Below are 25,145 nucleotides of genomic sequence, written 5' to 3' on the forward strand. Positions count from 1 at the left end.
GAGACTATAGCCCAACCTAAGACAAATTGCAAGCCCCTTCCTTTTATTTTTTCTATAATATTTTTCATTTTCAGGCATTTTTGCTTGACAATCGACTGGCATGAACATTCCCCACATTCTCTTCTGTAGCCAAAACAGCACTGATCATTTCATAAGCAGTTGACAAAAATTCCCTGTCAGATCAAGACTTAAGCGAGTTGCTAATTTCTTATACGCAAGGTTATCCACAGTTAAAGTGGATAAAAAATATCCACAATCGTATTAAAAAAAATATTTATTTCATGCATAAATAAATAATGTGCGATTTTTGGTTTTTTGAAAATTTTCAAGCGTCCAGAAAAGTCATTTTTCTGTATGAAAAAACACACACTCAGGGCTTTCCCTTAACCTGCATCAATAATACCCAAGTAAATTACTCAAGTAACCTTAAGATGATGATGGTTCCTCCCCTTGCGGGAAAAAGTCGTGACTATAATTAAATCCTGGTGCAATACTTTCCCTGTACCACTTGGTACATTGCACCCGCCATCCTCTTATCCATTTACTTTATTTCGACTATCATGACTCAAGATACATCTTTACCTATGTTTGATCCGCATGTTTACCCGTTTGATGCACGTGGCGTTGCTAAACGTTTTCGTCATGCGGCCATTTTTGGTGCCTTGTCTGCCCTGCATCCGGGCGAGACGATGCGTTTTTGCAATGATCACGATCCCTTGCCCTTATTGGCGCAAATCGAGGCTCATTTTGGTAAGCAGGTTGCCATTTCCTATGTTGCCCGTGAGCCTGGCGAAATCGTGATTGATTTCCAGATACAAGGCTAATTGTTCAATTACTTATGACAACACCCACTCAGGAAAACCGCTACCCCACCGCGTTAACCGTTGACGATTTCAAGCATAATTTGGCTGTGGTCAGGCAAAAAATTGCCACCGCCTGCCAACGCTCGGGCAGGGACGCCCACACCGTACGCCTGTTACCCGTTAGCAAAACGGTAGACAAGGCGCGCATTCAACTGGCGTACGAGGCAGGATGCCATTTTCTGGGTGAAAACAAGGTGCAAGAGGCCTTTGACAAATGGCAGTCCCTGTCCGCACTGAATGACTTGCAATGGTCTATTATTGGCCATTTGCAAACCAACAAAGCCAAGTTTGTGGCCAAATTTGCAGCAGAATTCCAGGCACTGGACAGCATCCGGTTAGCCGAGGCGCTAGAACGCAAGCTACAGGAAGAAGGCCGTTCAATCGATGTTTTCATACAGGTCAATACGTCTGGTGAAACCAGCAAATACGGTCTTCACCCGGAAGAAACCGCTGCTTTCATCAAGTCCCTTGCCTCTTTTGACTGCCTGAAAGTAAAAGGCTTCATGACGCTGGCCTGCTTATCGGATAATGAGCAACGGGTACGCAGCTGTTTTCGCCTGTTGCGCAACCTTCGCGATCAACGCCAGCAAGACGCCCCCGCCAATATGCAACTGCACGAGCTGTCCATGGGGATGTCGGGCGATTATGCAATGGCGGTGGAAGAAGGCGCCACGGTGGTACGTGTTGGGCAGGCAATTTTTGGTGCGCGTGCCCTTCCTGACAGTTATTATTGGCCCACCCATGGATAAACATCCTCAAGCTTTTTTTGACATGACAAACAGAACATTTTGTTGATGAAATGCATCCAATGCAGGTATAACAGACATACAGACCATCAGGAGATGTGTTATGCCACCGGACAAGCCACACACAAACTCTGTAGAAACATCAGATAACGATCTGGTATTTCAAGTTATTGCCGGCAATACATCTGCCTTTGCGATTCTTATGCGAAGGTATAACCCGCGCCTGTTCCGCGTGGCCCGAAGTATCCTGAAACAGGATTCCGATGCTGAAGATGCCCTGCAGGAAGCTTATATCCATGCTTTTTTACATCTGGCCACTTTTCGGGCAGAGGCCTTGTTTTCCACTTGGCTAACCCGGATTGTGATTAATGAGTCCTTGGGTAGAATACGCAAAAAGCGGCAATGGAATAATGTTGTTGAACTTCATGAAAACATAAGTTCTGCCGATATTGCCGAAGGCGCCAATATGAAAATCGATACCCACTCAGAGCCGGAACAACAGGTTCTACAAACAGAAATACGTCACCTGATAGAGCAAAAGCTGGACACCCTGCCTCACCAGCTTCGGCTCGTGTTCATATTAAGGGCAGTTGAGGAAATGCCAGCCACTGAAATAGCCATTATGCTGGATATCCCCGAGGCAACGGTACGAACCCATTTTTTCAGGGCAAGGCAGTTAATGCAGGCAGCCCTGTCAAAAGAAATTGAAACCGCTTACGGTAATGTCTTTGCCTTTGATGGCGAGCGTTGCGACAGGATAGTAGCCGCTGTCATGTCGCGGCTACCGTAATTGACGCCTTTCAATTTATACCCGAACTATTTTTTCTTGCAGGATCTTATCCACCGTCGGGAAAGCCTTCAAAGCAACCGTAGGCACGTCTTTATTAGCATTTTCCTGGCCGAACCAATCGTGCAAGTCGGGTTTGCCAACAATTATTCTTCCAACCATACCCGCATGCTCATGAGGCAGGCAGTAAAAATCATAAATCCCCTCCCTTTCAAAAGTCACTGAAAAAGACTCATCAGGTAAAAGAAACCCTGAATTCCAGGCAGCCGCTCCAAGCGGAATTCGGCGGGATCGCCCATAATTATCCGGGTGATAGGCCGTAGCGGTATGGGTATTGCCGGGATCTTTATTCACCCACCTTACCGTTTGCCCCGCTTGAATAAGCAAGCCATACGGATCATACCAGACATGCGCGCCACCAACCGTGCCAGCCATTACTATGTCCATCACATTTTCAGACAAAAGCAAACCCGGATAAAAACTGGCAGCCAGCCATAGCCCGCTACCATGCAGCATGAATTTTCTGCGTTGCCTGTTCATTTTGCCACTCTGCTTTCTTCCCCTGCGGGAATATGCCACAGCACAATATGAATATGAGGCACCTCTACACCAGGGTGACCGGCGTTATACATGATATCGGTGTGATCCACGGCAATGCCGGGTACTTTCAGGTCTGAAAATGATTTTTCAGCTGTCATGTCCTTAATGGGAATCATATAAACAGTGCTTACCAGTTTGCCGTCGCGATCATAGGCCAGAAATGGCCCTGCGGGCAAGGTGGCAGGATCAACAAACAGCTGTCCCAAGCCCGGAATGAAATCAGGCAATTTCACCAGGGAACTAACAGCCCTGTAAGGCTCTGCCGGAGGGGCTTTCACGATAGCATCACTAACGGGTTGTGCCCGTACCGCAAAAGAAGACCCCAGCACCAGGGCACCGGCCACTAAGGGTAACAATAATTTACTCATGTCTTTTCTCCTGTTCAATAACAAATACCCCCATCCTGGGGTTATCTGCCCATTAGATGCAGAAAAGAACACGGGCGTTTCAAAACATACGGTTTTAAGTCATTTAATATGCCAATTGAATATACGAAGTTAATACCTGAAAACGCTGACAGGCAGGCCCCTGGTAACGTCCTGGGCAATAAACGCAAAAACCCCACACACTTAATCTATTGATATCATGGTATTTTTCTGATTAAATATTTCAGTGGAATTCAGAATAATGCAAGCGCATGCAAGGCCTGTACAATGAAACGCACTTAAAAGGTCAAACTGCCTGCATTACATCGGCACCCTTTTAGATAGTTGTAAATTCAAAAAAAGGAAGTACCATGCAAAAAACATATCATTTTGATCCCAAAGTCATCAAGCAATTCATGCTCACTTCTGCCATTGCTTTTGGGCTTTACGCTGGCACACAAAATATGGTGCAAGCCCAGGTACAACCACAAACCTATAACCAGTCAAACGAATCAATCCAATATATCACCGGTGGTTTTGGCAATAGCGAACAAAACGAAATCAAGGCACAATCCAGTAATTACAATGTACATTTAACGTTTGCCGACAACGCCGGTGCGTATCTGGGCAATGTACAGGTCGTCGTTACCAACCAGCACAACCAGTCGGTATTTGAAGCCAGCGATACCGGTCCGCTGCTTTATATCAAATTGCCCGATGGCACGTATAACCTGAAAGCAACTTATAACAACCAAACCCAAAGCAATACTTTCAGGCTTCAGGGAAATGCCCGGGTCAGCAATGTCATTCGCTGGGCGCCAGGCAACTAGGCCCATTGGGCCCTGGCACCTGCCATCATGGATGGTGCCTTTATACACCCGCACCTCCCCAGTACTTGCCCGCATCCTGCCCACAAGGCAGGATGTTTCATTTTCATGGGCCTTGTATGACGGCCCAGGCATAACAGTATAGAATTGAATATTTAAAGTTGATCACCCGGATAGGTATTATTAATGGCAAATCTAGCAAAAATAACCTGCATTGAAGACCTCAGACGCATTGCCAAAATCAAAGTTCCCAAAATGTTCTACGATTACTGCGATTCTGGCTCCTGGACAGAATCCACCTATCGCAGCAATGAAAGCGATTTCCAGAAAATCAAATTCCGCCAGCGTGTTGCCGTGAATATGGAAGGCCGCAGCCTGAAAACCAAAATGATTGGCATTAATACCGCCATGCCCGTGGCCATCGCACCTACCGGCTTAACCGGCATGCAACGCGCCGATGGAGAGATCCTGGCAGCCAAGGCGGCAGAACGCTTCGGCATCCCCTTCACACTCTCCACCATGAGCATTTGCTCTATTGAAGATGTGGCTGCCCATACATCCGCACCTTTCTGGTTTCAACTGTATGTCATGCGTGACAAAGACTATATTGAACGCCTGATTGACCGCGCCAAGGCCGCCAATTGCTCTGCCTTAATGCTCACACTAGACCTGCAGGTATTGGGCCAACGTCATAAAGACATCAAGAACGGCCTATCCACCCCACCCAAACCCACACTGGTGAATTTGCTGAATCTGGCCCTTAAACCAGAGTGGTGCTGGCATATGCTGCAAACCAAACGCCGTACGTTTGGCAATATTGTGGGACATGCCAAAGGGGTTGGCGATATGTCTTCATTGGCCTCCTGGACGGCCGAACAGTTTGACCCGACCCTAAGCTGGGACGATGTTGAATGGATTAAAAAGAAATGGGGTGGCAAACTGATCATCAAAGGCATCATGGACAAGGAAGATGCATTGCATGCTGCCAATAGCGGTGCCGATTCGATTGTCGTGTCCAACCATGGCGGACGCCAGCTGGATGGCGCCCCCTCTTCAATTTCCGCTCTTCCCGATATTGTGGAAGCAGTTAAAAACCAGGGTAGCCAAACCGAAGTCTGGATGGATGGCGGCATCCGCTCGGGACAAGATGTATTGCGAGCCATTGCCCTGGGTGCCAAAGGCACATTAATTGGCCGCTCCTTCCTTTATGGACTGGGTGCATATGGCCTTGATGGCGTGACCCGTTCACTGGAAATCATTGCCAATGAACTGGATATCAGCATGGCGTTTTGCGGTCATACCAATATTAATAATGTAGATAAAAACATCCTGATTATGGACCGCTAAGCAGTCAGGCAGGAAGTTTCCTGTCTTTAATAAAAAAAGCCGCCAGATTTTGGGGCGGCTTTTTCAAAACAGGCTTACACTGTTTATGCAAAACGGTACGTTTTACAGAGTTAGCCGCGATCTTTAAGCAAGTTGTTGAACATACCCACGATATCGCTCAATTCAGTGCGCAAAGACTGAAGCTCTGCACCTGAAAGACGAACGGCGGCATCCTGGTCATGCGGGATATCACGGGCATCACCCAGACGATTACGCGCCCCGTTGATGGTAAAACCCTGTTCGTACAGCAAATCGCGTATTTTGCGAATTAACAGCACTTCATGGTGCTGGTAATAACGACGGTTACCGCGCCTTTTAACAGGATTCAATTGGGTGAACTCTTGTTCCCAATAGCGTAAAACATGTGGTTTTACCAAGCATAATTCGGATACTTCACCAATGGTGAAGTATCGTTTTGCCGGAATGGGCGGCAAGATGGTCGAAGTGGTATTGGCTTTTTGATTCATCGCTTGATTGTAAACCCAAATGATCTTTTATGGAATACACCTTAATCCTGAAGCGCATATTCAGAATTGGGATCATAGGCCTCACCCTGCTCAACAATTGCTTTAAGCTTTTGACTTGCATGAAAGGTCACGACACGACGCGCCGCAATCGGGATCACCTCACCCGTTTTCGGGTTGCGACCGGGACGGGCCGGTTTGTCGCGTACCTGAAAGTTGCCAAAACCGGACAGTTTCACAGGTTCACCCTTTGCCAGGGATTCGCGTATCTCTTCAAAAAAGGTATCTACAATGTCTTTGGCTTCACGCTTGTTCAGGCCAACACGATCAAATAACATTTCGGCCAGTTCGGCCTTGGTAAGGGTAGTATTTTCTTCTGCCATTTCAATATTGCCTTAGCGTTGACGCACATTGTGTGCATTGACCAAAACATTCAGAACAGATGCCATGCATTGTTCAACACGCATTTCTTCCAGTGTTGCCTGCGGATCCTGAAGTACAAAACGGAAAGCCAGACTACGCTCACCAGACTCGGATTTTACATCACGCCAGACGTCAAACAAAGAAATTTCCTTAATAATATCAAGCTCTTGCAAATCTTTTTGATGCAAAGCAAGGGTATCCAGAATTGCCTGGACAGGTAACTCAACCGGTGCCCAGATAGCCAGATCCCGAATAACCAGGGGTTGACGCGACAGGTTATTGACTTCGGGCAAGGCAATATGGGAAAGCGCATCGACCGACACTTCAAAAACCACCGGTGCATGTACAAGCTCGTTGTCCTGAACCCACTGGGGATGCAATTCACCCATGAAACCAATCTGCCTGCCATCCAGTAAAATGGCAGCGCTACGGCCAGGATGCAACGCAGGATGCGGTTGCGCCACAAATCTTAACAGTTCTGCTTTTTTGCCAAACAGGTTTTCAACATCATTTTTAACGTCGAAGAAATCCACCTGACGCACCGGCTCTGCCCACTGCTCGGGAACGGCAGGCCCCCAGGCCGCGCCAGCCAGGTGCAAAGGCTGGCTGATATTGGCCACCGTCAGATCGCCGTCTTTGACGGCAGCATTGCGACTGAACACACGACCCAGCTCAAACACCCGGACGCGGGTTTGTTTATGCTTGGCATTATGACAAATATTGGCAATCAACCCACCAATCAGGCCAGAACGCATAACGGCCAACTGGCTGGCAATCGGGTTAAGCAGTTTGATGGGATTTTGATTACCCATGTAATTACTTTCCCAGTCTGTTTCCACAAAACTGAAATTAACCACTTCCTGATAGTCAAGATCGGCCATGACATAACGCATGTCGTGCTCACTGCGCCGGGTTTCGTTGCTTGGCAGCATGGAGGCCAGCGCTTTGGGTGGATTGTCGGGAATCCGCTCGAAACCATAAATACGGGCAACCTCTTCAATCAGGTCTTCTTCAATTTCAATATCGAAGCGGTATGAAGGTGGGGTTACCGTGAACACCTCACCATCAAAGGTGTGAGGCAATTGCAGCTGTGTAAAGATTTTTTCAATTTCTGCCGTATCGACCGGAATGCCAAGAATCTTACGGCAACGGGCAACCCGCATGGAAACCGGGTTACGCTGTGGCAGATTGATTATCTGATCTTCGACCGGACCGGCCTGGCCACCGCAAATTTCAAGAATCAGGCGAGAGATGTACTCAAGGTGCTCAACCACGTTCTGGAAATCCACGCCACGCTCAAAACGGTGACTGGCCTCGGAGCTGAACTTAAAGCGGCGGCTGCGACCGGCAATGGCTTCCGGGAACCAGAAAGCACCTTCCACGAAGATATCAGTCGTTTCCAGGCTCACCGCAGTGGCATCGCCCCCCATGATGCCCGCCAGGCTTTCAATGGTGTCACCGGCGGCAATAATACCCACTTCTTCATCCAGCTCTACGGTCTGACCGTTCAGCAGCTTCAGTGACTCACCTTTTTTGGCCCAGCGAACCACCAGGTCCTCATTGATTTTGTTGAAGTCAAAAACATGAGTGGGACGGCCCAGTTCAAGCATGACGTAGTTGGAAATATCCACCAGCGCGGAAACGGAACGCTGCCCCGCCCTTTCAAGGCGGGATTTCATCCAGGCTGGGGTTGGCGCCTTGGCGTTAACACCTTTAATGATACGACCGGCAAAACGACCGCATAAATCAGGGGCCTGCACATTAACAGCCAGCTTGTCGTTGATGGAAACCGCAACCGGTGAAAAATCAAACGCCTTGAGCGGAGCACCGGTAAGCGCAGAGACTTCACGGGCAACACCATGCAAGGAAAGGCAATCGGCACGATTGGGGGTTAATTTGATTTCAAAAACGGTGTCATCCAGATCCAGGGCCTGACGAATGTCCTGGCCAACCATCGCAGACGCTTCCAGCTCCAGCAAGCCGCCATGATCCTGGGACAAACCCAATTCACGTGCGGAACACAACATGCCAAAAGATACTTCACCACGCAGCTTGCCTTTGCTGATTTTAAAATTGCCTGGCAGCACAGCCCCTATTTTAGCCAATGGCACTTTAATGCCTTTGGCGGCATTCGGCGCACCACAGACAATTTGCAGCAGCTCGCCAGAGCCGTCATCAACCTGGCAGATACGCAGCTTATCCGCGTTGGGGTGAGGGGCGACTTCAACAATATGGGCAACCACCACACCAGTGAATGGCGGTGCAACCGGTGCGGTGTCTTCAATCTCTAGACCAGCCATCGTCAGGCGATGGGACAATTCTTCTGTGTTAATGGCCGGATTAACCAAGGATCTAAGCCAGGATTCTGGAAATAACATAATAATTCGTTTCTTTGCAATGGATTGGATGACTGCCTGAACTGCAGGCCAACTTAGCGGTTGAACTGGCGCAGGAACCGGAGATCACCTTCATAAAACTGGCGCAGGTCGTTAACACCATAACGCAACATGGTAAGGCGCTCGATGCCAGAGCCAAAAGCGAAGCCAATATATTTTTCGGGGTCCAGTCCGTAATTTTTAACCACGGTAGGATGCACCTGTCCCGAGCCGGAAATTTCCAGCCAGCGCCCTTGATTGGGCCCGGAAGTGAACATCATGTCGATTTCGGCAGAAGGCTCGGTGAATGGAAAGAATGAAGGACGGAAACGCACGCACAAGTCTTCGGTTTCAAAAAACGCACGCAGAAAATTGGTATACACCCCTTTCAGGTCGGCAAAAGAAATATCTTCGGCAATCCACAACCCTTCTACCTGATGGAACATGGGAGAGTGTGTGGCATCGCTATCGACACGATAAGTGCGACCGGGAGCAATCACTTTAATAGGGGGTTTGTGCATGCGGGCGTAACGCACCTGCATGGGGCTGGTATGGGTGCGAAGCAACAAAGGCAAGCCACCCGCATCGTCCATATCGACATAGAAGGTGTCTTGCATTGAACGTGCCGGATGGTTCTCGGGGTTGTTCAGGGCAGTAAAGTTGGTCCAGTCATTTTCAATTTCGGGGCCATCGGCCACTTCAAAACCAATAGAACGGAAAATTTCCTCAATACGCTGCCAGGTCTGGATAACGGGGTGAATACCCCCTTTGGAACGCCCTCTGCCGGGCAAGCTGACATCAATGGTTTCGGCTGCCAGACGTTTATTCAATTCGGCTTTGGCAAATTCATCACGGCGCTCGTTCAGCAAGGACTCTATTTGTTGCTTGGCCTGGTTGATACGGGCACCTTCTGCTCGCTTTTGATCAGGTGCCAACTGCGCCAGACCTTTCATCAGGCCGGTAATTACACCGTTTTTACCTAAAAATTTAGCTTTCTCATTTTCCAGGGCGGCTGCATCGGCCGCTTCTGCGAATTTTTCCTGGGCTTGGCTTATAAGTTCATCGAGCGACTGTGTCATGAAATTACCATTCGTTAAAAAAACAAACGGGACCCATATTGAGCCCCGCCTGTTGGGTACAGCAATTAATTTACAACTGTTGGATCTTAGGCTGCCAGGGCTGATTTGGCTTGGTTAACAATAGCGGCAAAACCTGCCTTGTCGTTAACAGCCATATCGGCCAGAACTTTACGATCCAGTTCGATTGCCGCTTTTTTAAGGCCAGCAATAAAGACACTGTATGTAACGCCATGTTCACGAACAGCAGCATTGATACGAGTAATCCAGAGTGCACGGAATGTGCGTTTTTTGTTGCGACGGTCACGATAAGCATATTGACCGGCTTTCATCACTGCCTGTTTGGCAATGCGGAATACATTACCGCGGCGGCCACGATAGCCTTTAGCTGCAGCAATAACTTTTTTGTGACGAGCACGTGCGGTAACACCGCGTTTTACGCGAGGCATATTATTCTCCTATCAAGCGAAAGGCATCATTGCCTTGACTGAAGCCACGTCTGAATCGTGAACTGCAGCAGAACCACGCAACTGGCGTTTGTTCTTGGTTGTTTTTTTGGTCAGGATGTGACGCTTGAACGCCTGACCACGCTTGATAGATCCGCTGGCGCGAACCTTAAAGCGCTTGGAAGCGCCTTTTTTGGTTTTCATTTTTGGCATGATATAACCCAATAATGCTGATTAAAGGTGCCCAGCCAACTGCCGGAACTTGCAAAACCCTAATCAATTCCCATACAAGGCTTCGTTCGAATTTACCCTAAGAAATAACTGATAAACAAAAGCCATAAGCCCACTTGTTCACGCTATTCACCGGGCAAACCTAAGAGGTTGCAGGAAACCATTGATTATACGATGATTTTTGTTTTATTGTCTAATATAAGTGGAAAATAAATCCGATTGTGTAGGCAAAATATACACGCGGGCATTTTTACCGGGCTTAATGCCTTCGTTTACGCACCGGCCTTGACACATTACACGCTACCCAGGCAGCAGGATAAGCAATACCCCTGCTGTTAATCCATTTGCTGGCGGTAGCTGATGGCTTCAGAAAGCGAGACAGTATCAATCCCATCTTTTCCGGTCATGTCGGCAATAGTACGGGCCACCCGCAAGACCCGGTGCATGACCCTGACAGACCAGCTGAACCGCTGGCATGCCTGCTGAATAAGCTGGTTGCAGGCACTATCCAACTGGCAGTACCGGCCAATCTCGGCAGCATCAAGGTGTGCATTAAGCTTGCCTTGCCGTGCCTGCTGAGTATGCCGGCAAAACGCCACCCTGTCTTTCACAAGCACCGAAGGCTCGGCAGCCTGTGCCGTTTCCCAGTCTCCGCGAAAAGGATGCACCGTGATTTGCATATCAATCCGGTCCAGCAAGGGACCCGACAACTTGCCTTGGTAACGGTTTATTTTTTCAGGGGTGCAAACGCAGGGTTTGCTGGCATGCCCCAGATACCCGCATGGACAGGGATTCATGGCAGAAATCAATTGAAATTGCGCCGGATACACGACCGAACGGCTGGACCGGGTAATGCAAATTTCCCCTTTTTCCATTGGCTCCCGCAACGATTCCAGGGCTCTTCGGTCAAATTCGGGCAACTCATCCAGGAACAGCACCCCATGGTGAGCCATGCTGATTTCACCAGGCTTTGGCTGGGTCCCGCCCCCAATCAGGGAAACCATGGACGCCGAATGGTGCGGAGCCCTGAACGGCCTTTGCATGGACATGACCGCTTCACGCTGCGACAGGCTTTGCACAGCCGTAACCTCAAGCAGCTGCTCACTGGAAAGCGCCGGCAACAAACCGGGCAACCGTTGCGCCAACATACTTTTACCTACTCCCGGCGGGCCCGACATAAGCAGCCCATGGCCCCCTGATGCGGCAATTTCAAGGGCACGACAAGCCATTGCCTGCCCTTTGACATCGGACAGGCAAGGATAAACCGTGGTTTCTTTAGCGGCCACTTCCCCGGCAAGCTCATACCCGGGATGGGTATGCCCCACCAGAAAGTCGGCCACTTCTTTCAGGGTCTTGGCACCCAATACGTTCAAACCCTGGATATGCGCCGCAACCACGGCATTTTCTTTAGGCAAGACCAGAACCGCATCCTTGATTTTTTGCCGATATACCGACAGCCCAATCACCAAAGGCGCGGCAACCGGAATTAAGGTACCGGTTAATGAAAGCTCACCGGCAAAGACCGTTCTGGACAGCATCGCCACAGCCTGCCCGGGGGGCATTACAATTTGCCCGCTGGCCAGCAAGACACCCAAGGCAATTGGCAAATCGAACCTGCCCGAATCCTTGGGCAGATCGGCCGGTGACAAATTGGCCGTGAGGCGACCTGCAGGAAACTGATAACCGCAACTGCTTAACGCCGAACGCACACGCTCACGACTTTCTTTCACCCCAGTACCCGGCAAACCCACAATATTGAAAGCAGGCAAACCCGGCGCAACATGAACTTCTACCCGCACCTCTGGGGCATGCATGCCTGCAATGGCACAGCTTTTTAATACCGCCAATGTCATAAACACTCCCGCAACAACGCTGTATTATGCGGGTGGAAACCATTAAAAAAGGCCCGGTGAGGCCTTTTTGTCAATCGTTGAAAACACGATTATTGTTTTTTTTCTTCAAGTGCCTTGACCAAGCCCTCGAGAGCATCAATGCGCTCACGCAATTTGTCAACCATGGCCACCTGGATATCGAACTCTTCACGAGTCACCAGATCCAGCTTGGAGAAACCTTGAGACATAAATGCCTTTACATTTTTTTCAATATCGGCAGCAGGACTTTTTGCAATAAGTTCCTGCATGTTTTTCTGAAATTCTTCGAAAATTTGATTACCGCTTTTCATGGGGCACCCTTGAGAAAAATATGTATTTACAGTCAGATGACTCATTATAAATAAGAATGAACCGGCTCAGCTTAATAAACCCGCATTTTTCAGATAAAGCCAAGGCTTATTCAAAAAAAACGGGCATTTGCAACTGAAATGCCCGTTTTTATCAAACACCGATTCAAGCCGCTTACTGGGCAGGCTTGACTTCTTCTGTTACAGCATCAGCGGCTGTACTATCTGCAGAGGATGCACCCATGGCACTGGAGGCCTCCTCTTTAACTGAATCGACAGCTTCAGTGGCTGCACTGTTAACAGATTCAATCGCACCGGAAGTGCTTTCAGAAATTTTTTCTGCGATTGCATCCACTTTTTCTTGGGCTGCAGTGCTATCTTCCTTGGCCGATTCAACTACATTTTCGGTGGCTGTCCCGGCTTTTTCTTCAACACTTACCGCATCTTCCTTGACGGCCTCAACCACACTTTCAGTAGTAGCTTCGGCCTTTTGCTCCGCGCCAGTCGTGGCTTCCTTTACATACTCAATCACACTTTCTGTAGTGGCTCTGGCCTTTTCTTCAGCACTTGCAGCGGCATCCTTGACAGACTCCACCACACTTTCAGTGGCTGCCTTGGCCTTTTCCTCTGCACTTGCAGCGACTTCTTTAACAGACTCCACCACACTCTCGGTCGTTGCCTTGGCTTCCTCTTTGGCAGTCTTGGCTGCATCTGACAAGCCTTCAGCAGTTGCCGTCACATCTTTCTTCAGGTTTTCGGTTGCTGAATTAACGGTTTCAACCACGCTTTCAGTGCCTGCCTTTACGGCATCCGCAGCCTGCTGGCCCGCTTCCTTAACCGTTTCAACTGCAATATTAGTAGCCTCTGTCGCTTTCGTGGCTGCCTGATCGGCTTCTGTTTTTGTTTCCTGATCACATCCGGCCAACACAAATGCCGAGGAAACGACCGCCAGCATACTTAATTTAGACAAAGAATATTTCATACATGCTCCTAAAAAAATAAATATCCAACAGTATCGACCAACACGCAAGAAAAAACAATGATTCCACTGTATGTCATTTCATTTTGTGATGTTTTTTTTGATGCATTGACCATTATTGACAGACTCGCGCGCAATTTAAGGTTTTTGCACCATGATGAATCAAGTTATGCACCAAAAAGCAACTTATTGGGCAAATTTCATTCTTTTTTTTTTGGCATGGATTTTGCTTAATCAATAATGAGCCGATATTCCACATTTTGAAATATCAAATTTTTACTTGCAATGGAGACTATCGTGAAATTGCTAACTGCCATTATTAAACCTTTCAAGCTGGATGACGTCAGAATCGCCCTGGCCGAAATCGGCATACAGGGAATGACCATCACCGAAGTAAAAGGCTTTGGTCGCCAGAAAGGCCATACTGAACTGTACCGCGGCGCGGAATATATTATTGACTTTCTGCCCAAAATAAAGCTTGAAGCCGCCATTCCGAATGCCATGGTCGAACAAGCCATTGAAACCATTTGCCAGGCCGGCACGACTGGGAAAATAGGTGACGGTAAAATTTTCATCACCAATCTTGAGCAGGTTGTCCGCATTCGTACCGGTGAGGCCGGAGAAGCCGCACTCTGAATTTAATTTTATTAATAAAAACAATGACTTAAAATAAATAACACGCATTATTGCATTTAAAGGATTTCATCATGGATAAAGCCGATCTCGTCTGGGTCAGCATTTCTACAATACTGGTTCTGCTAATGGTTATTCCTGGCCTGGCCATGTTTTATGGCGGACTGGTACGCAGCAAAAACATTCTGTCTGTCATGAGTCATGTCCTGGTTACCTTCGCCCTTGCCATTATTCTTTGGTATGCCTACGGCTACTCATTGGCCTTTACTGATGGCAATTCGTTTTTCGGTGGTTTCAGCCGCTTGTTTTTTTCTGGAATGTATGACTTGGGCAGTGATACCTTCGCATTAAGTGGCAGTATTCCCGAACTGACCTTCGCATCATTCCAGGCAACGTTTGCCGGTATTACCTGCGCACTGATTGTTGGCGGGTTTGCCGAACGGATCAAGTTTTCCGCAGTACTGGTTTTCATGGCAATCTGGATGACATTTTCATATGTACCGGTTGCCCACATGATCTGGTCGTCTACGGGCCTGCTTAGTGGTGCGGCACTGGATTTTGCCGGTGGTACCGTGGTACATATTAACGCAGGTGTGGCTGCCCTGGTTGCCGCATATATGATTGGCCCCCGTCTGGGTTATGGTAAAGAAGCCATGCAGCCCCATAACCTGACGATGACCATGACTGGCGCTGCTTTGTTATGGGTAGGCTGGTTCGGTTTCAATGCGGGCTCTGCCCTGGGCGCCAACACACAAGCGGCCCTTGCGTTCTTTAACACCTTGCTGGCTACTTCGGCTGCCGTTATTGCCTGGGTATTGCTCGAATGGAAAGTCAAAGGCAACCCTTCTTTGCTGGGTGCTGCATCTGGTGCTGTCGCTGGCCTGGTGGGCATTACGCCTGCAGCTGGCCTGGTGGGCCCCATAGGTGCCCTGATTATCGGTTTTGTCACCAGCGCTTTTTGTCTGTGGGGCGTTAATGGCCTGAAACGGCTCCTGCGCGCCGATGACTCGCTGGATGTGTTTGGCATCCACGGTGTGGGCGGCATCATAGGGGGACTGCTTACCGGTGTTTTCAATGCAAAACCCTTGGGCGGACCCGGGCTTGAAACGGCAGGCGAAATTCCCTACCAAGTATGGCTCCAGCTTGAAGGCATGCTGATCACGGCGGTATGGTGCGCGGTTGTTACCTTCATTGCCCTGAAAATTGCCGGCTTGTTGACCGGCGGAATCCGGGTTGAAAAAGACGCTGAACGCCAAGGCCTGGACATTAGCCACCATGGAGAACAGGGTTACCATCTCTGATTACAAATAAATTCCATCCCATTTGCGTCATTCATATAAAAAATGAATGGCGTTTTTTATTGAGTTTGATTAATCACAAAAACATCAGCGCCAAATTCTGAAAGCGGATTGTTTATTGATATGGATCAAGGAAGATATTCAAATAAAAGGCAATATACACAAATTAATTGAAATCATTAAAGATATATATAAAATACATCTTATTGATATCGCCTTATACTGTAAAGCATGACACAAAACCTTGATCCCCTTCTTATTAAAAACCGCAAGCTGCTTCCTATCGTTCAAGGTGGCATGGGCGTTGGCATTTCAGCCAACAAACTGGCAAGTGCAGTAGCCCGCGAAAATGCCATTGGCACCATTGCCAGCATCGATTTACGTCATCTGCACCCCGATCTTTTGGCAAAATCAAAAGAAATTCCGGTGCAAGAAAACTACGACATCCTCAATCGTATTGCGCTTGATCGCGAAATCAAGGCTGCCAAGGCCCAAACCAATGGCCAGGGCATGATTGCGGTGAATGTCATGAAAGCGGTATCCGACTACTCTGCCCTTATTACCCAAGCCTGCGAATCAGGCGCCGACGCCATCGTCATGGGTGCTGGTCTTCCACTTGAATTACCCGATCTGGCTGCCGATCACCCCGATGTAGCCCTGTTTCCAATCCTGTCAGAATCGCGCGGCATCAATATTGTTCTTAAGCGCTGGATGAAAAAAAACCGTCTGCCCGATGCCATCATTATCGAGCATCCCAATCATGCCGGCGGCCACTTGGGCTCTCCCAGCATGACAGACCTCAACAATGACCGTTTCAGCTTCAGGCGGGTTCTTGAAGAAACCTCACAGGTTTTCAAACAACTGGGGCTTGAAAACGAAAAAATTCCACTTATTCTTGCCGGCGGTATGGCCAACTTCAAGAAAATCCAGACTGCCCTTAAAGACTGGGGTGCCAGCGCTGTTCAAATTGGTACTGCTTTTGCCGTTACCCAGGAAGGCGATGCCCATATCAACTTCAAGAAAACGCTTTCCGAAGCCAAGGAAGAAGATATTGTTGAATTCATGTCTGTCGCAGGCCTGCCTGCCCGTGGCATTCTGACCCCTTTCCTGAAAAAATACCTGAACAACGAACAAAAGCTGCAGGCCAATGCCAAAGCCGATCCTCGCCGTTGTGTACAAAGCATGAACTGTCTTAGCGTATGCGGGCTGCGCGATGGTATCAGCAAAATTGGCCAGTTCTGCATCGATCAACGTCTTTCCGATGCCTTCAACGGCGATGTCCGCAAAGGCCTGTTTTTTCGCAGCAAAGATCCACTACCCTTTGGCGACCAGATCCGTACCGTTTATGAAACCATTCAATATTTCCTGACCGGACAAAAGCCTGTCATGCCAGGCTAAACCAGTTTATCTAACCGGCACAGACCGGCCCTTCCTTCCTCAGTGTTCAAAATTCAGGCCGGTTTTTAACCGGTCTTTTTTTATGTGAAAAGGAAAGATTATGTAAAAAGGAAAGAGTATCTTGACAGGACTCAATTAAACCTCAAGTATCCCCAGATCAATATATTCGGCATGATTAAGTGCCGTGGCAATTTTGCTTCTTAAGGCATTGGTATGGGAAGTGCGCACTATTTTCTTTACATCGAGCAATTGCTGCGGATGCATGGAAAACTCGGTAAGGCCCAAGCCCAGCAACAACCGCGTGTAACGGGATTCACCCGCCATTTCACCACACACCGCCACTTCTTTGCCGGCGCGCTCTCCGGCCTGGATGGTTTGGGAAATCAAACGCAAAACAGCCGGATGCATGGGATCATACAAGTCTGAAACTTCGTTATCGACCCGATCAATAGCCAGCGTATACTGGATAAGGTCATTGGTGCCGATAGAAACAAAATCAAGATGTTTCAGGAACGGCTCAATGGCAATCGCGATGGCCGGTATTTCAACCATGGCGCCCAATTCAATATTATCGGCGTACGCGTGACCTTCTTCAGCCAACTGGTTTTTGGCAAACTCTATGGCCTGCTTGACAGAATGCAACTCGTGCATATGAGACAGCATGGGGATCAGGATCCTTAATTTCCCATGCACCGAGGCCCTAAGCAAGGCTCTTAACTGTGTCTGGAACATTTCGGGACGGGACAGGCAATACCTGATTGCCCGTAAACCCAAGGCCGGATTGGCGGCAACCGTGGCTTCACCATCCAGGGTTTTGTCTGAGCCGATATCCAGGGTGCGAATCGTAACGGGCTTGCCCTGCATGGTTTTCAGGACATACGAATACGCTTCGTATTGCTCTTCTTCATCAGGCAAGGTTTCCCGCCCCATGAACAGGAATTCGCTACGAAACAGGCCAATGCCATCAGCCCCCAAGTGCATGACCTCATCGGCCTCGTGTGGCAGCTCTATATTCGCTTCAAGTTTGATCTTTTTACCGTCAAGGGTAATGGCCGGTTCATCCTTATGAATAATCAGCTCGGCACGTTCCCGTATATACGCATCCTGCTTCTGCTGGTATTCGGACAGAATGAGCGGAGACGGATTGACAATGACAAGACCGGCCTCACCATCGACAATCAACATGTCTTTGTCACGAACCAGACTGCGAATATTACCCATGCCGACCACGGCCGGGACATTCATGCTGCGGGCAACAATGGCGGTGTGCGAGGTTGCGCCACCCAGATCGGTGACGAAAGCGGCAAAACGGGCGCCGCGCAATTTAATCATGTCTGCGGGAGAAATATCATGAGCCACAACAATGGATGAATTAATATCCAGATCTGGTGACATATCGGGCAACAGGGACGAGCCCATGCCTGACAACACCCGCAGCACCCTTTCAATAACCTGATTCACATCGGCGGCACGCTCACGAATATATTCATCTTCCATGAGCGAGAATTGATCAGCCAGCAATTGCCCCTGGGTACTTAACGCCCATTCGGCATTATATTGGCGACTGGCAATGATTTCCCGGGTTTGTTCTGACAGCATGGGATCGGAAACCAGCAAGCTGTGAACGTTTAGCAAAGGGGTCAGTTCTTTGGGTGCATCGGCCGGCAAGTTTTTGATAATATGCTGCAGGTCGTTGTAAACCGTTTCAAGCGCAGCATCAAGGCGGGCACATTCCTGCGGGATATCTTCGGTGGCAATGCGATAGTGAGCGACCTCCAGGGTGGCTGCACCCATAATAATCGCACGACCAATTGCAAACCCTCGGGCCACACCCTTGCCACGCATGAGCATCACAGCGGTTGAAGGGGGGATATCCTTTGACTCTCTCATATGCAGGCCCAATTTTTATGTTTACTCTGGCTCACCAAATTTACTATTAAACAGGGCCTCAAGTTGTTGCAATGCTTCTGGAGCATCATCACCCATTGCCTCTAGTGTAACGGGCGTGCCCTTGCCTGCCGCCAGCATCATGACACCCATAATGCTTTTTGCATTGACCCGTTGCGTCGCACGACTGATAAATATTTCACTGCTAAAGGAACTTGCCAACTGCGTTAATTTTGCGGCAGCCCTGGCATGCAATCCCAATTTATTGCTAATAATAATCTCTACTGAAGCCATAACTCATCTTATACGTTAATAACCGAAATTTATTGATCCTTGGCAAGATCAATGCATTTCATGCCTTTTTTACCCCCCTCGAAAACCGATTCACATAATTCTTCCAGGGGTTTGTCACGGTAACGAATGGCATTCAGGATCATGCAGGCATTGGTACCTGAAAGAATATGCGCCTGAATACCGGATTTTTGTAAAATCTGCACCGCCCTAGCTCCAATATTGGCGGGTGTTGCACCACCTAAATCTGCCAATACCAGCACCGCATTGTTTTTGTCGGCCAGGCTTCTTAACTGCCCGGTGATTTCTGCAACCTTTTGCTCAGGATCCACATCAGGCTCTATATCAAAGAACACAAAGTTTTCCAGATTGCCATAGACATGGGTTGCACAATCGTGCAAGGCAGATGCCAAGGGAACATGAGCAATTATTGCTATCGCAGTCATAAAGCAACCTTAGGCTGATAAAACCGCTTTTTCAAGCGCTTGGGCAAAGTGATCCGCCACATCAAAACCGGTTTGTTCGGTAATTTCAACAAAGCAGGTTGGACTGGTTACATTGATTTCGGTTACATAATCACCAATGACGTCCAATCCCACCAGCAACAGGCCCCTTTGCCTTAAGACAGGCGCAATGGCTTGTGCAATGTGCAGGTCGCGATCAGTAAGTTTTTGCGCGACACCACGCCCGCCTGCCGCCAGGTTACCCCTGGTTTCGCCAGCTAGCGGAATACGTGCAAGCGCATAAGGAACCGGTGCGCCATCAATAAGCAGAATGCGCTTGTCGCCATTGGTAATTTCAGGAATGAAGCGCTGCGCCATAATGGTTCTATTCCCTTCCTGGGTCAGCAATTCGAGAATTGCGTTTAGATTGGCCTCATTCTGGAGCACCCGAAAAACACCGCTGCCACCCATGCCGTCTAGTGGCTTGACAACAATATCCTGGTGTTGGGCGTGAAACTGCCTGATTCGTGCCATATCACGGGTTACCAGGGTAGGCGCGGTAAATTCTGAAAACTCGGTAATCGACAATTTTTCAGGATGGTTACGGATGGCCGCCCCTGAATTGAATACTTTAGCCCCTTGCTGCCCGGCATATTCCAGCAGGTGGGTTGAATAAACGTACTCCATGTCAAATGGAGGGTCTTTGCGCATAATGGTTGCATCAAAATGCACCAATGGGAATTCATTGCCTTCAGAGGTATAGGCCCACCAGGCATTACTATGCAAATTGGCATTCTCTTCAATTTGTATGGAACGTGAGCGGACAAAAACCCGACCGGTTTCAATAAACAGGTCACCCTGATGGGCAACACTGATGGAATGGCCGCGTTTTATCAAGGCACGCATCATGGCGACCGATGTGTCTTTATATGCTTTTAACAAGGGCAATGGGTCTATGATGAATAATACGTGCATTGCTATACTTCCAAAGAAACTCCCGCCGGTTAAAGCGGGATATATTGAGTCATAAAAACTGAATGGTCAGGTTTATTCAGCCTTGCCGCCCACGGCTTTTTTACGTGGAGCAAGCACCATTACCATTTGACGTCCTTCGAGCTTGGGCATGGCCTCAACCTGGACCGTATCGCCCAGATCTTCCCGAATTCGTTCTAACACGCGCATACCCAGTTCCTGGTGTGCCATTTCACGTCCACGGAAACGAAGCGTTACCTTGGCTTTGTCGCCATCATCGATAAAACGACGCAGGTTACGAAGCTTGACCTGATAGTCACCTTCATCGGTGGCAGGACGGAACTTGACTTCCTTGACCTGAATCACTTTTTGCTTGGCCTTGGCTTCTTGCTGTCGCTTTTGCTCCTGGTATTTAAATTTGCCGTAATCCATCAAACGGCAAACAGGAGGCGACGCATTAGGCGCGATCTCGACGAGATCGACATCTGCCTGCTCAGCCATGCGAATGGCTTCAAGTGTTTTCACAACGCCTAACTGCTCACCTTCGAGGCCAATCAGACGAACTTCAGGAATGCGTATTTCAGCATTTATGCGATGGGATTTTTCGGTTGCGATGTTAACAACTCCTTAAAAAGATAATAAATTACGCCTTGACATCTTGACGTAAAGCCACGTCAGTGCGAAGACGCGCGACGAAATCATCGACAGATAGTACACCCAAATCAAGGTTGCCGCGACCACGGACGGCCACAGCGCCATTTTCCTGCTCTTTTTCGCCAACAACCAGGATATAAGGTACTTTCTGCATACTGTTTTCCCTGATTTTACGAGTGATTTTCTCATTTCGCAAATCGGCGGAAGCACGGAAACCTTCCTTGCCCAGGATACCCACGACTTTGTTGGCATAGTCGGAAAATACCTCTGATATGGGACATACCACCACTTGTTCAGGGGCCAGCCATGGTGGCAAGGCACCTGCATAGTTTTCAATCAACATACCAATGAAGCGCTCAAGGGAGCCCAGAATGGCCCGGTGCACCATCACTGGCGCACGACGCTGATCGGAGGCATCAACATATTCAGCCCCCAAACGTACCGGCATGGAAAAGTCAACCTGAACGGTGCCACACTGCCAATGACGTCCAATGGCATCTTTCAGGGTATATTCAATTTTAGGACCATAAAAAGCCCCTTCTCCGGGAGAAATTTCAAACTCGCAACCGGAGCGGCGCAGGCTTTCCATGAGTGCTTCTTCAGCCTTGTCCCAAATGGCATCATCACCAATGCGCTTTTCAGGACGGGTAGCCACTTTATACAGCACATCGGTAAAGCCAAAGTCACGATAAACCTTTTGCAACAGGGCCGTAAAGTTCGTGCATTCATCTTGCAGCTGGTCTTCGGTACAGAAAATGTGACCGTCATCCTGGGTAAAACCACGCACACGCATCATGCCATGCAACGAACCTGAAGGCTCGTTACGGTGACACTGGCCAAACTCACCATAGCGAATGGGCAGTTCACGATATGAATGCAAACCCGAATTATAAATTTGGACATGACCGGGACAGTTCATTGGTTTAAGCCCATAAACCCGATTTTCGGATTCAGTGGTGAACATGTTTTCTTTATAGTTATCCCAGTGTCCGGTTTTTTTCCACAGGGACAAATCCAGAATTTGAGGCGCCTTGACTTCCTGGTAGCCGTTATCAATGTAGACATTGCGCATGTACTGCTCTACCTGCTGCCAGATCCTCCAGCCTTTGGGGTGCCAGAACACCAGGCCCGGACCCTCATCCTGAAAATGAAACAGATCCAGCTCTTTGCCCAACTTGCGGTGATCCCGTTTTTCGGCCTCTTCAAGCATATTCAAATACTGGGCCTGCTCTTCTTTGGTGGCCCAGGCAGTGCCATAAATACGCTGGAGCATTTCATTATTGCTATTGCCACGCCAATAAGCACCCGCCACCTTCATCAGCTTGAAAACTTTCAGCTTGCCGGTTGAGGGCACGTGTGGGCCGCGACACAAATCGATGAAATCACCTTCACGATACAGGCTGATGGGCTCATTGGACGGAATGGAGGCGATGATTTCAGCCTTGTAGTGCTCGCCCTGTTCTTTGAAAAAAGCAACCGCATCGTCACGCAGCCACTCTTCACGTGTAACAACCTCATCTTTTTTGGCCAGTTCCTGCATTTTCTTTTCAATTTTCTGCAGGTCTTCGGGCGTAAAAGCACGCTTGTAAGAAAAATCGTAGTAAAACCCGTTATCGATCACGGGGCCAATGGTAACCTGTGCATCGGGGAATAGCGATTTTACGGCATAGGCCAGCAAATGGGCGGTAGAATGACGGATAAGGTCCAGGCCTTCGGGATCTTTGGCGGTGACGATGGACAATTGTGCATCTTGTGCAATGACAAAACTAGTATCCACCAACCTGGCTTGTTCAGACCCTACAGCCACTTTGCCCGCCAGGGCAGCCTTACCCAGGCTGGGCGCGATAGTTGCAGCTACTTCACCTACACTGACAGGGTCGGTGAATTGGCGCTGGGAACCATCTGGTAAAGTAATCTGAATCATTTAAAATGCCCTAATAAAAAATAAAAACGCGACTAGTGTTTAGTCGCGCTATGGATGAGACTGCAAGAAAAATTCATAATATAAAACTCTCACGATCGCGACTAGAAATTTTGGGTTTCTGTTCTCGTAGTTCGTGCAGTTAAGGATCTCATTTATTTCAGTCTCTACCAAATACAATAATTAATTGATTCTAACATTTTCTGTGTTTTGGCATATTAAAAGCCGTGTTTGCATGGAAAAAACATCATCAAATGTTGTAAAACAGACCAAACTTGCATTATTTTCAACACTTCCTGTTATCAATGCCCTTGCAAGACGTAAGCAATTATTGAATTTACCCATGCATCAAGACTGGTTACAAAATAGCGCAACTGACAAAACTGCTAAACCACTCCACCATTAATCTGGGTTACAATTTAACCCATTGTTTATTCTCAATATTTAGACTCATGCAACCATTCAAATCCATTCACCTTGGTTTCGCTCTTGCTTTTTTTTGCCTGTTAAGTGCCTGTTCAAGCCTAAACACGGGTAATAACGGAATGAGTCACCTTCAAATTACGCAAGATACCCGTGGCGTTGCACTCACCTCTCGCGACAGCGATTTATTTATGCCCGGCTCAGCCGCCCTTTCCTCCAATGCGCCCCCCTATCTGAACAAAGTGGCTGAATTACTTAAAGAGCGCCCCCATCGCAAAGTACTGATTGACAGCATTTCTGAAAATACCGGCTCAAGCGAACTGAATCAGGAGCTGCAGGAGGTGCGCTCATTAACACTCATGAAAGCCCTGACCGACCGTGGTATTGACAAAAATCGGCTGGCCTACACCCAACCTAATGCCTATGGCAGCCAAACAGGCAATAATACTGGCAATCAATATAAAACCAAAATCATTATTCTGGGTGAAAGCACCAGTGAAATGAATGTAAGTGCCATTGAGCGTTTCTTTGATGGCCTTTACAAATTCGGCAATAATATTTTCAATTAGTCAGGCCAGGTCCGAACCCCCCATCAACTTATTTAAATCTTCACTTTTCAAGCATGGCTAAACCAATTATTTCAAATACCATTCTGGCTATTGTGGCAACAGGCGTCCTGTTTTTCATTGGAAAATCTGTTTATGACGTTTTTACCCGCCCCCCCGTCAAGGGCGTTGAAAACAGCCTGATGCAAGACAACGGCACCCAGTCCGGAACTACCGTCTCGGGCACCATCCAGCTACCCGATGAATCCCAACTGGCGCCAACAGAAACCCCGGCTGTCTTGCCCACTGAATCCGGCAAGGATCCTTTAAAGCAAAACCAACCGGCAGAATCCAAACAACAGGAGTCTACTGTTAACGTTATTGCCCCAGCACCACAAATACCCGCCATCGCTACGCAGCCAGTTACCGAACCCGAATCGGCTCCCGAAGCCCCTGACGAACCCCACGCACTTAAAATCAATCCGGACCTCAAACAGGCCATCCCACCCGTACCACTGGCTCCCCCCAGTCCTTTTCCCACACCTGTTGCACCAGCCTCCAATCAGCAGCTGTTTGAAGCCACTGACAGCCCGAACAGCAATACACCAGGTGATGCTACCATTAACAACAGTTTCCCCGCGCCGCAGACCAATTTTCCGGCACCGGGCGCAGCACCGGCAATCAACCCCGATCCACCTCCTTTCGAGACCGGAGAGGGCTCACCCTTTAGCAACTTTCCTGCCCCCATTAATAGCGGCAATACCAATTCAGGCAATATCAATACAACCAGCCCCGAATTAGAACAACTGCAAAACCTTCGGCAGCAAAAAGAACGCCTTCGCAACGACCTGGGTTTTTAAATCCTCAAAATTGCAGGCAATAAAAAATCCAGATGAAAATCTGGATTTTTTATTTCTAGTTAACATTCAAGCT

At 48.5% G+C, this 25,145-nt stretch carries 28 protein-coding genes; 11 read left to right on the forward strand and 17 right to left on the reverse strand.

Annotated features, from left to right (window positions below):
- Nucleotides 1–560: 560 nt before the first annotated feature.
- From IE074_RS00730 to IE074_RS00740, 3 genes are all read left to right on the forward strand, one after another.
- A complete protein-coding gene (locus IE074_RS00730; protein ID WP_189383524.1) occupies nt 561–824 on the forward strand; it encodes a DUF2249 domain-containing protein in 264 nt (87 codons plus the stop codon).
- A gap of 14 nt (nt 825–838) precedes the next feature.
- Nucleotides 839–1,612 carry a YggS family pyridoxal phosphate-dependent enzyme gene (locus IE074_RS00735; RefSeq protein WP_189383525.1) on the forward strand — a complete coding sequence of 258 codons (774 nt, stop codon included), beginning with the start codon at nt 839–841 and terminating at the stop codon, nt 1,610–1,612.
- A 100-nt stretch (nt 1,613–1,712) separates the two neighbouring features.
- Nucleotides 1,713–2,399 (forward strand): RNA polymerase sigma factor, encoded by a 687-nt coding sequence (locus IE074_RS00740; protein WP_189383526.1) that lies wholly within the window; start codon nt 1,713–1,715, stop codon nt 2,397–2,399.
- 15 nt (nt 2,400–2,414) lie between these two features.
- On the opposite strand, the gene IE074_RS00745 is transcribed toward IE074_RS00740, so the two are convergent.
- Together IE074_RS00745 and IE074_RS00750 are read right to left on the reverse strand one after the other, a co-directional pair.
- A complete protein-coding gene (locus IE074_RS00745) occupies nt 2,415–2,936 on the reverse strand; it encodes a plastocyanin/azurin family copper-binding protein (protein WP_189383527.1) in 522 nt (173 codons plus the stop codon).
- Nucleotides 2,933–3,364 carry a DUF5602 domain-containing protein gene (locus IE074_RS00750; RefSeq protein ID WP_229793837.1) on the reverse strand — a complete coding sequence of 144 codons (432 nt, stop codon included), beginning with the start codon at nt 3,362–3,364 and terminating at the stop codon, nt 2,933–2,935. The genes IE074_RS00745 and IE074_RS00750 overlap by 4 nt, the downstream gene beginning before the upstream one ends.
- A 368-nt stretch (nt 3,365–3,732) precedes the next feature.
- Here IE074_RS00750 and IE074_RS00755 point away from each other — a divergent pair, with 368 nt between their 5' ends.
- Together IE074_RS00755 and IE074_RS00760 are read left to right on the forward strand one after the other, a co-directional pair.
- Nucleotides 3,733–4,191, forward strand: coding sequence for a hypothetical protein (locus IE074_RS00755; RefSeq protein ID WP_189383528.1), 459 nt, complete (start codon nt 3,733–3,735; stop codon nt 4,189–4,191).
- Between the two features lie 183 nt (nt 4,192–4,374).
- Complete coding sequence (locus tag IE074_RS00760) at nt 4,375–5,535, forward strand: alpha-hydroxy acid oxidase (RefSeq protein WP_189383529.1); 1,161 nt, start codon at nt 4,375–4,377, stop codon at nt 5,533–5,535.
- Nucleotides 5,536–5,645: 110 nt separating this feature from the next.
- On the opposite strand, the gene IE074_RS00765 is transcribed toward IE074_RS00760, so the two are convergent.
- The 9 genes from IE074_RS00765 to IE074_RS00805 all read right to left on the reverse strand — a co-directional run bounded on the left by IE074_RS00765 (nt 5,646) and on the right by IE074_RS00805 (nt 13,750).
- Entirely contained in the window at nt 5,646–6,041 is a 396-nt protein-coding gene (locus IE074_RS00765; RefSeq protein WP_189383530.1) for a MerR family transcriptional regulator, read from the reverse strand.
- A 41-nt stretch (nt 6,042–6,082) separates the two neighbouring features.
- Nucleotides 6,083–6,421, reverse strand: coding sequence for an integration host factor subunit alpha (locus IE074_RS00770; RefSeq protein WP_189383531.1), 339 nt, complete (start codon nt 6,419–6,421; stop codon nt 6,083–6,085).
- Between the two features lie 12 nt (nt 6,422–6,433).
- Nucleotides 6,434–8,839 carry a phenylalanine--tRNA ligase subunit beta gene (gene pheT, locus IE074_RS00775; protein WP_189383532.1) on the reverse strand — a complete coding sequence of 802 codons (2,406 nt, stop codon included), beginning with the start codon at nt 8,837–8,839 and terminating at the stop codon, nt 6,434–6,436.
- 53 nt (nt 8,840–8,892) lie between these two features.
- The gene (gene pheS, locus IE074_RS00780) at nt 8,893–9,915 is read right to left on the reverse strand and encodes a phenylalanine--tRNA ligase subunit alpha (protein ID WP_189383533.1); all 1,023 of its coding nucleotides are present in this window, start codon (nt 9,913–9,915) and stop codon (nt 8,893–8,895) included.
- A gap of 86 nt (nt 9,916–10,001) precedes the next feature.
- Nucleotides 10,002–10,361: a 50S ribosomal protein L20 gene (gene rplT, locus IE074_RS00785; RefSeq protein ID WP_189383534.1), complete on the reverse strand. Its 360-nt coding sequence runs from the start codon at nt 10,359–10,361 to the stop codon at nt 10,002–10,004.
- A 12-nt stretch (nt 10,362–10,373) separates the two neighbouring features.
- A complete protein-coding gene (gene rpmI, locus IE074_RS00790; protein WP_189383535.1) occupies nt 10,374–10,571 on the reverse strand; it encodes a 50S ribosomal protein L35 in 198 nt (65 codons plus the stop codon).
- A gap of 353 nt (nt 10,572–10,924) precedes the next feature.
- A complete protein-coding gene (locus IE074_RS00795; RefSeq protein ID WP_189383536.1) occupies nt 10,925–12,442 on the reverse strand; it encodes a YifB family Mg chelatase-like AAA ATPase in 1,518 nt (505 codons plus the stop codon).
- Between the two features lie 89 nt (nt 12,443–12,531).
- Nucleotides 12,532–12,771 (reverse strand): accessory factor UbiK family protein, encoded by a 240-nt coding sequence (locus IE074_RS00800; RefSeq protein ID WP_189383537.1) that lies wholly within the window; start codon nt 12,769–12,771, stop codon nt 12,532–12,534.
- A 172-nt stretch (nt 12,772–12,943) separates the two neighbouring features.
- On the reverse strand, nt 12,944–13,750 hold the full coding sequence (locus IE074_RS00805) for a hypothetical protein (protein WP_189383538.1): 807 nt from the start codon (nt 13,748–13,750) through the stop codon (nt 12,944–12,946).
- Between the two features lie 294 nt (nt 13,751–14,044).
- On the opposite strand from IE074_RS00805, the gene IE074_RS00810 reads away from it, so the two are divergent.
- The 3 genes from IE074_RS00810 (at nt 14,045) to IE074_RS00820 (ending at nt 17,076) form a co-directional block, all read left to right on the forward strand.
- Nucleotides 14,045–14,383 carry a P-II family nitrogen regulator gene (locus IE074_RS00810; protein WP_189383539.1) on the forward strand — a complete coding sequence of 113 codons (339 nt, stop codon included), beginning with the start codon at nt 14,045–14,047 and terminating at the stop codon, nt 14,381–14,383.
- Between the two features lie 71 nt (nt 14,384–14,454).
- Complete coding sequence (locus tag IE074_RS00815) at nt 14,455–15,681, forward strand: ammonium transporter (protein ID WP_189383540.1); 1,227 nt, start codon at nt 14,455–14,457, stop codon at nt 15,679–15,681.
- Nucleotides 15,682–15,909: 228 nt separating this feature from the next.
- On the forward strand, nt 15,910–17,076 hold the full coding sequence (locus IE074_RS00820; RefSeq protein WP_189383541.1) for an NAD(P)H-dependent flavin oxidoreductase: 1,167 nt from the start codon (nt 15,910–15,912) through the stop codon (nt 17,074–17,076).
- A 135-nt stretch (nt 17,077–17,211) separates the two neighbouring features.
- Here IE074_RS00820 and ptsP read toward each other — a convergent pair whose 3' ends face one another.
- The 6 genes from ptsP to thrS form a co-directional block, all read right to left on the reverse strand.
- Nucleotides 17,212–18,966, reverse strand: coding sequence for a phosphoenolpyruvate--protein phosphotransferase (gene ptsP, locus IE074_RS00825; RefSeq protein ID WP_229793838.1), 1,755 nt, complete (start codon nt 18,964–18,966; stop codon nt 17,212–17,214).
- 21 nt (nt 18,967–18,987) lie between these two features.
- Entirely contained in the window at nt 18,988–19,257 is a 270-nt protein-coding gene (locus IE074_RS00830) for an HPr family phosphocarrier protein (RefSeq protein ID WP_189383542.1), read from the reverse strand.
- A 29-nt stretch (nt 19,258–19,286) separates the two neighbouring features.
- A complete protein-coding gene (locus tag IE074_RS00835; RefSeq protein ID WP_189383543.1) occupies nt 19,287–19,700 on the reverse strand; it encodes a PTS sugar transporter subunit IIA in 414 nt (137 codons plus the stop codon).
- A 9-nt stretch (nt 19,701–19,709) separates the two neighbouring features.
- Nucleotides 19,710–20,672, reverse strand: coding sequence for a glutathione synthase (gshB, locus tag IE074_RS00840; RefSeq protein WP_189383544.1), 963 nt, complete (start codon nt 20,670–20,672; stop codon nt 19,710–19,712).
- A 72-nt stretch (nt 20,673–20,744) separates the two neighbouring features.
- On the reverse strand, nt 20,745–21,284 hold the full coding sequence (gene infC / locus IE074_RS00845; protein ID WP_189383735.1) for a translation initiation factor IF-3: 540 nt from the start codon (nt 21,282–21,284) through the stop codon (nt 20,745–20,747).
- Nucleotides 21,285–21,312: 28 nt separating this feature from the next.
- Nucleotides 21,313–23,247 (reverse strand): threonine--tRNA ligase, encoded by a 1,935-nt coding sequence (thrS, locus tag IE074_RS00850; RefSeq protein ID WP_189383545.1) that lies wholly within the window; start codon nt 23,245–23,247, stop codon nt 21,313–21,315.
- 232 nt (nt 23,248–23,479) lie between these two features.
- On the opposite strand from thrS, the gene IE074_RS00855 reads away from it, so the two are divergent.
- From IE074_RS00855 to IE074_RS00865, 3 genes are all read left to right on the forward strand, one after another.
- The gene (locus IE074_RS00855) at nt 23,480–23,650 is read left to right on the forward strand and encodes a hypothetical protein (protein ID WP_189383546.1); all 171 of its coding nucleotides are present in this window, start codon (nt 23,480–23,482) and stop codon (nt 23,648–23,650) included.
- A gap of 139 nt (nt 23,651–23,789) precedes the next feature.
- Nucleotides 23,790–24,236 (forward strand): OmpA family protein, encoded by a 447-nt coding sequence (locus tag IE074_RS00860; RefSeq protein ID WP_189383547.1) that lies wholly within the window; start codon nt 23,790–23,792, stop codon nt 24,234–24,236.
- A gap of 53 nt (nt 24,237–24,289) precedes the next feature.
- Nucleotides 24,290–25,072 (forward strand): hypothetical protein, encoded by a 783-nt coding sequence (locus IE074_RS00865; protein WP_189383548.1) that lies wholly within the window; start codon nt 24,290–24,292, stop codon nt 25,070–25,072.
- The last annotated feature ends 73 nt before the right edge of the window (nt 25,073–25,145 follow it).

It is taken from the genome of Advenella faeciporci, assembly GCF_014652395.1.
In the GTDB taxonomy this organism is placed as follows: Bacteria; Pseudomonadota; Gammaproteobacteria; order Burkholderiales; family Burkholderiaceae_B; genus Advenella; species Advenella faeciporci.

What these genes read in the sequence shown, in the direction of transcription:
- IE074_RS00730 (WP_189383524.1), top strand. Translation starts at nt 561, where the DNA reads ATGACTCAAGATACATCTTTACCTATGTTTGATCCGCATGTTTACCCG.
- pheS (WP_189383533.1), bottom strand. Translation starts at nt 9,915, where the DNA reads ATGACACAGTCGCTCGATGAACTTATAAGCCAAGCCCAGGAAAAATTC.
- IE074_RS00800 (WP_189383537.1), bottom strand. Translation starts at nt 12,771, where the DNA reads ATGAAAAGCGGTAATCAAATTTTCGAAGAATTTCAGAAAAACATGCAG.
- IE074_RS00745 (WP_189383527.1), bottom strand. Translation starts at nt 2,936, where the DNA reads ATGAACAGGCAACGCAGAAAATTCATGCTGCATGGTAGCGGGCTATGG.
- IE074_RS00860 (WP_189383547.1), top strand. Translation starts at nt 23,790, where the DNA reads ATGAGTCACCTTCAAATTACGCAAGATACCCGTGGCGTTGCACTCACC.
- pheT (WP_189383532.1), bottom strand. Translation starts at nt 8,839, where the DNA reads ATGTTATTTCCAGAATCCTGGCTTAGATCCTTGGTTAATCCGGCCATT.
- rplT (WP_189383534.1), bottom strand. Translation starts at nt 10,361, where the DNA reads ATGCCTCGCGTAAAACGCGGTGTTACCGCACGTGCTCGTCACAAAAAA.
- IE074_RS00765 (WP_189383530.1), bottom strand. Translation starts at nt 6,041, where the DNA reads ATGAATCAAAAAGCCAATACCACTTCGACCATCTTGCCGCCCATTCCG.
- IE074_RS00830 (WP_189383542.1), bottom strand. Translation starts at nt 19,257, where the DNA reads ATGGCTTCAGTAGAGATTATTATTAGCAATAAATTGGGATTGCATGCC.
- IE074_RS00735 (WP_189383525.1), top strand. Translation starts at nt 839, where the DNA reads ATGACAACACCCACTCAGGAAAACCGCTACCCCACCGCGTTAACCGTT.
- IE074_RS00855 (WP_189383546.1), top strand. Translation starts at nt 23,480, where the DNA reads ATGGAAAAAACATCATCAAATGTTGTAAAACAGACCAAACTTGCATTA.
- rpmI (WP_189383535.1), bottom strand. Translation starts at nt 10,571, where the DNA reads ATGCCAAAAATGAAAACCAAAAAAGGCGCTTCCAAGCGCTTTAAGGTT.
- gshB (WP_189383544.1), bottom strand. Translation starts at nt 20,672, where the DNA reads ATGCACGTATTATTCATCATAGACCCATTGCCCTTGTTAAAAGCATAT.
- IE074_RS00835 (WP_189383543.1), bottom strand. Translation starts at nt 19,700, where the DNA reads ATGACTGCGATAGCAATAATTGCTCATGTTCCCTTGGCATCTGCCTTG.
- IE074_RS00865 (WP_189383548.1), top strand. Translation starts at nt 24,290, where the DNA reads ATGGCTAAACCAATTATTTCAAATACCATTCTGGCTATTGTGGCAACA.
- IE074_RS00770 (WP_189383531.1), bottom strand. Translation starts at nt 6,421, where the DNA reads ATGGCAGAAGAAAATACTACCCTTACCAAGGCCGAACTGGCCGAAATG.
- IE074_RS00805 (WP_189383538.1), bottom strand. Translation starts at nt 13,750, where the DNA reads ATGAAATATTCTTTGTCTAAATTAAGTATGCTGGCGGTCGTTTCCTCG.
- IE074_RS00760 (WP_189383529.1), top strand. Translation starts at nt 4,375, where the DNA reads ATGGCAAATCTAGCAAAAATAACCTGCATTGAAGACCTCAGACGCATT.
- IE074_RS00755 (WP_189383528.1), top strand. Translation starts at nt 3,733, where the DNA reads ATGCAAAAAACATATCATTTTGATCCCAAAGTCATCAAGCAATTCATG.
- IE074_RS00795 (WP_189383536.1), bottom strand. Translation starts at nt 12,442, where the DNA reads ATGACATTGGCGGTATTAAAAAGCTGTGCCATTGCAGGCATGCATGCC.
- IE074_RS00820 (WP_189383541.1), top strand. Translation starts at nt 15,910, where the DNA reads ATGACACAAAACCTTGATCCCCTTCTTATTAAAAACCGCAAGCTGCTT.
- IE074_RS00740 (WP_189383526.1), top strand. Translation starts at nt 1,713, where the DNA reads ATGCCACCGGACAAGCCACACACAAACTCTGTAGAAACATCAGATAAC.
- ptsP (WP_229793838.1), bottom strand. Translation starts at nt 18,966, where the DNA reads ATGAGAGAGTCAAAGGATATCCCCCCTTCAACCGCTGTGATGCTCATG.
- IE074_RS00750 (WP_229793837.1), bottom strand. Translation starts at nt 3,364, where the DNA reads ATGAGTAAATTATTGTTACCCTTAGTGGCCGGTGCCCTGGTGCTGGGG.
- IE074_RS00815 (WP_189383540.1), top strand. Translation starts at nt 14,455, where the DNA reads ATGGATAAAGCCGATCTCGTCTGGGTCAGCATTTCTACAATACTGGTT.
- thrS (WP_189383545.1), bottom strand. Translation starts at nt 23,247, where the DNA reads ATGATTCAGATTACTTTACCAGATGGTTCCCAGCGCCAATTCACCGAC.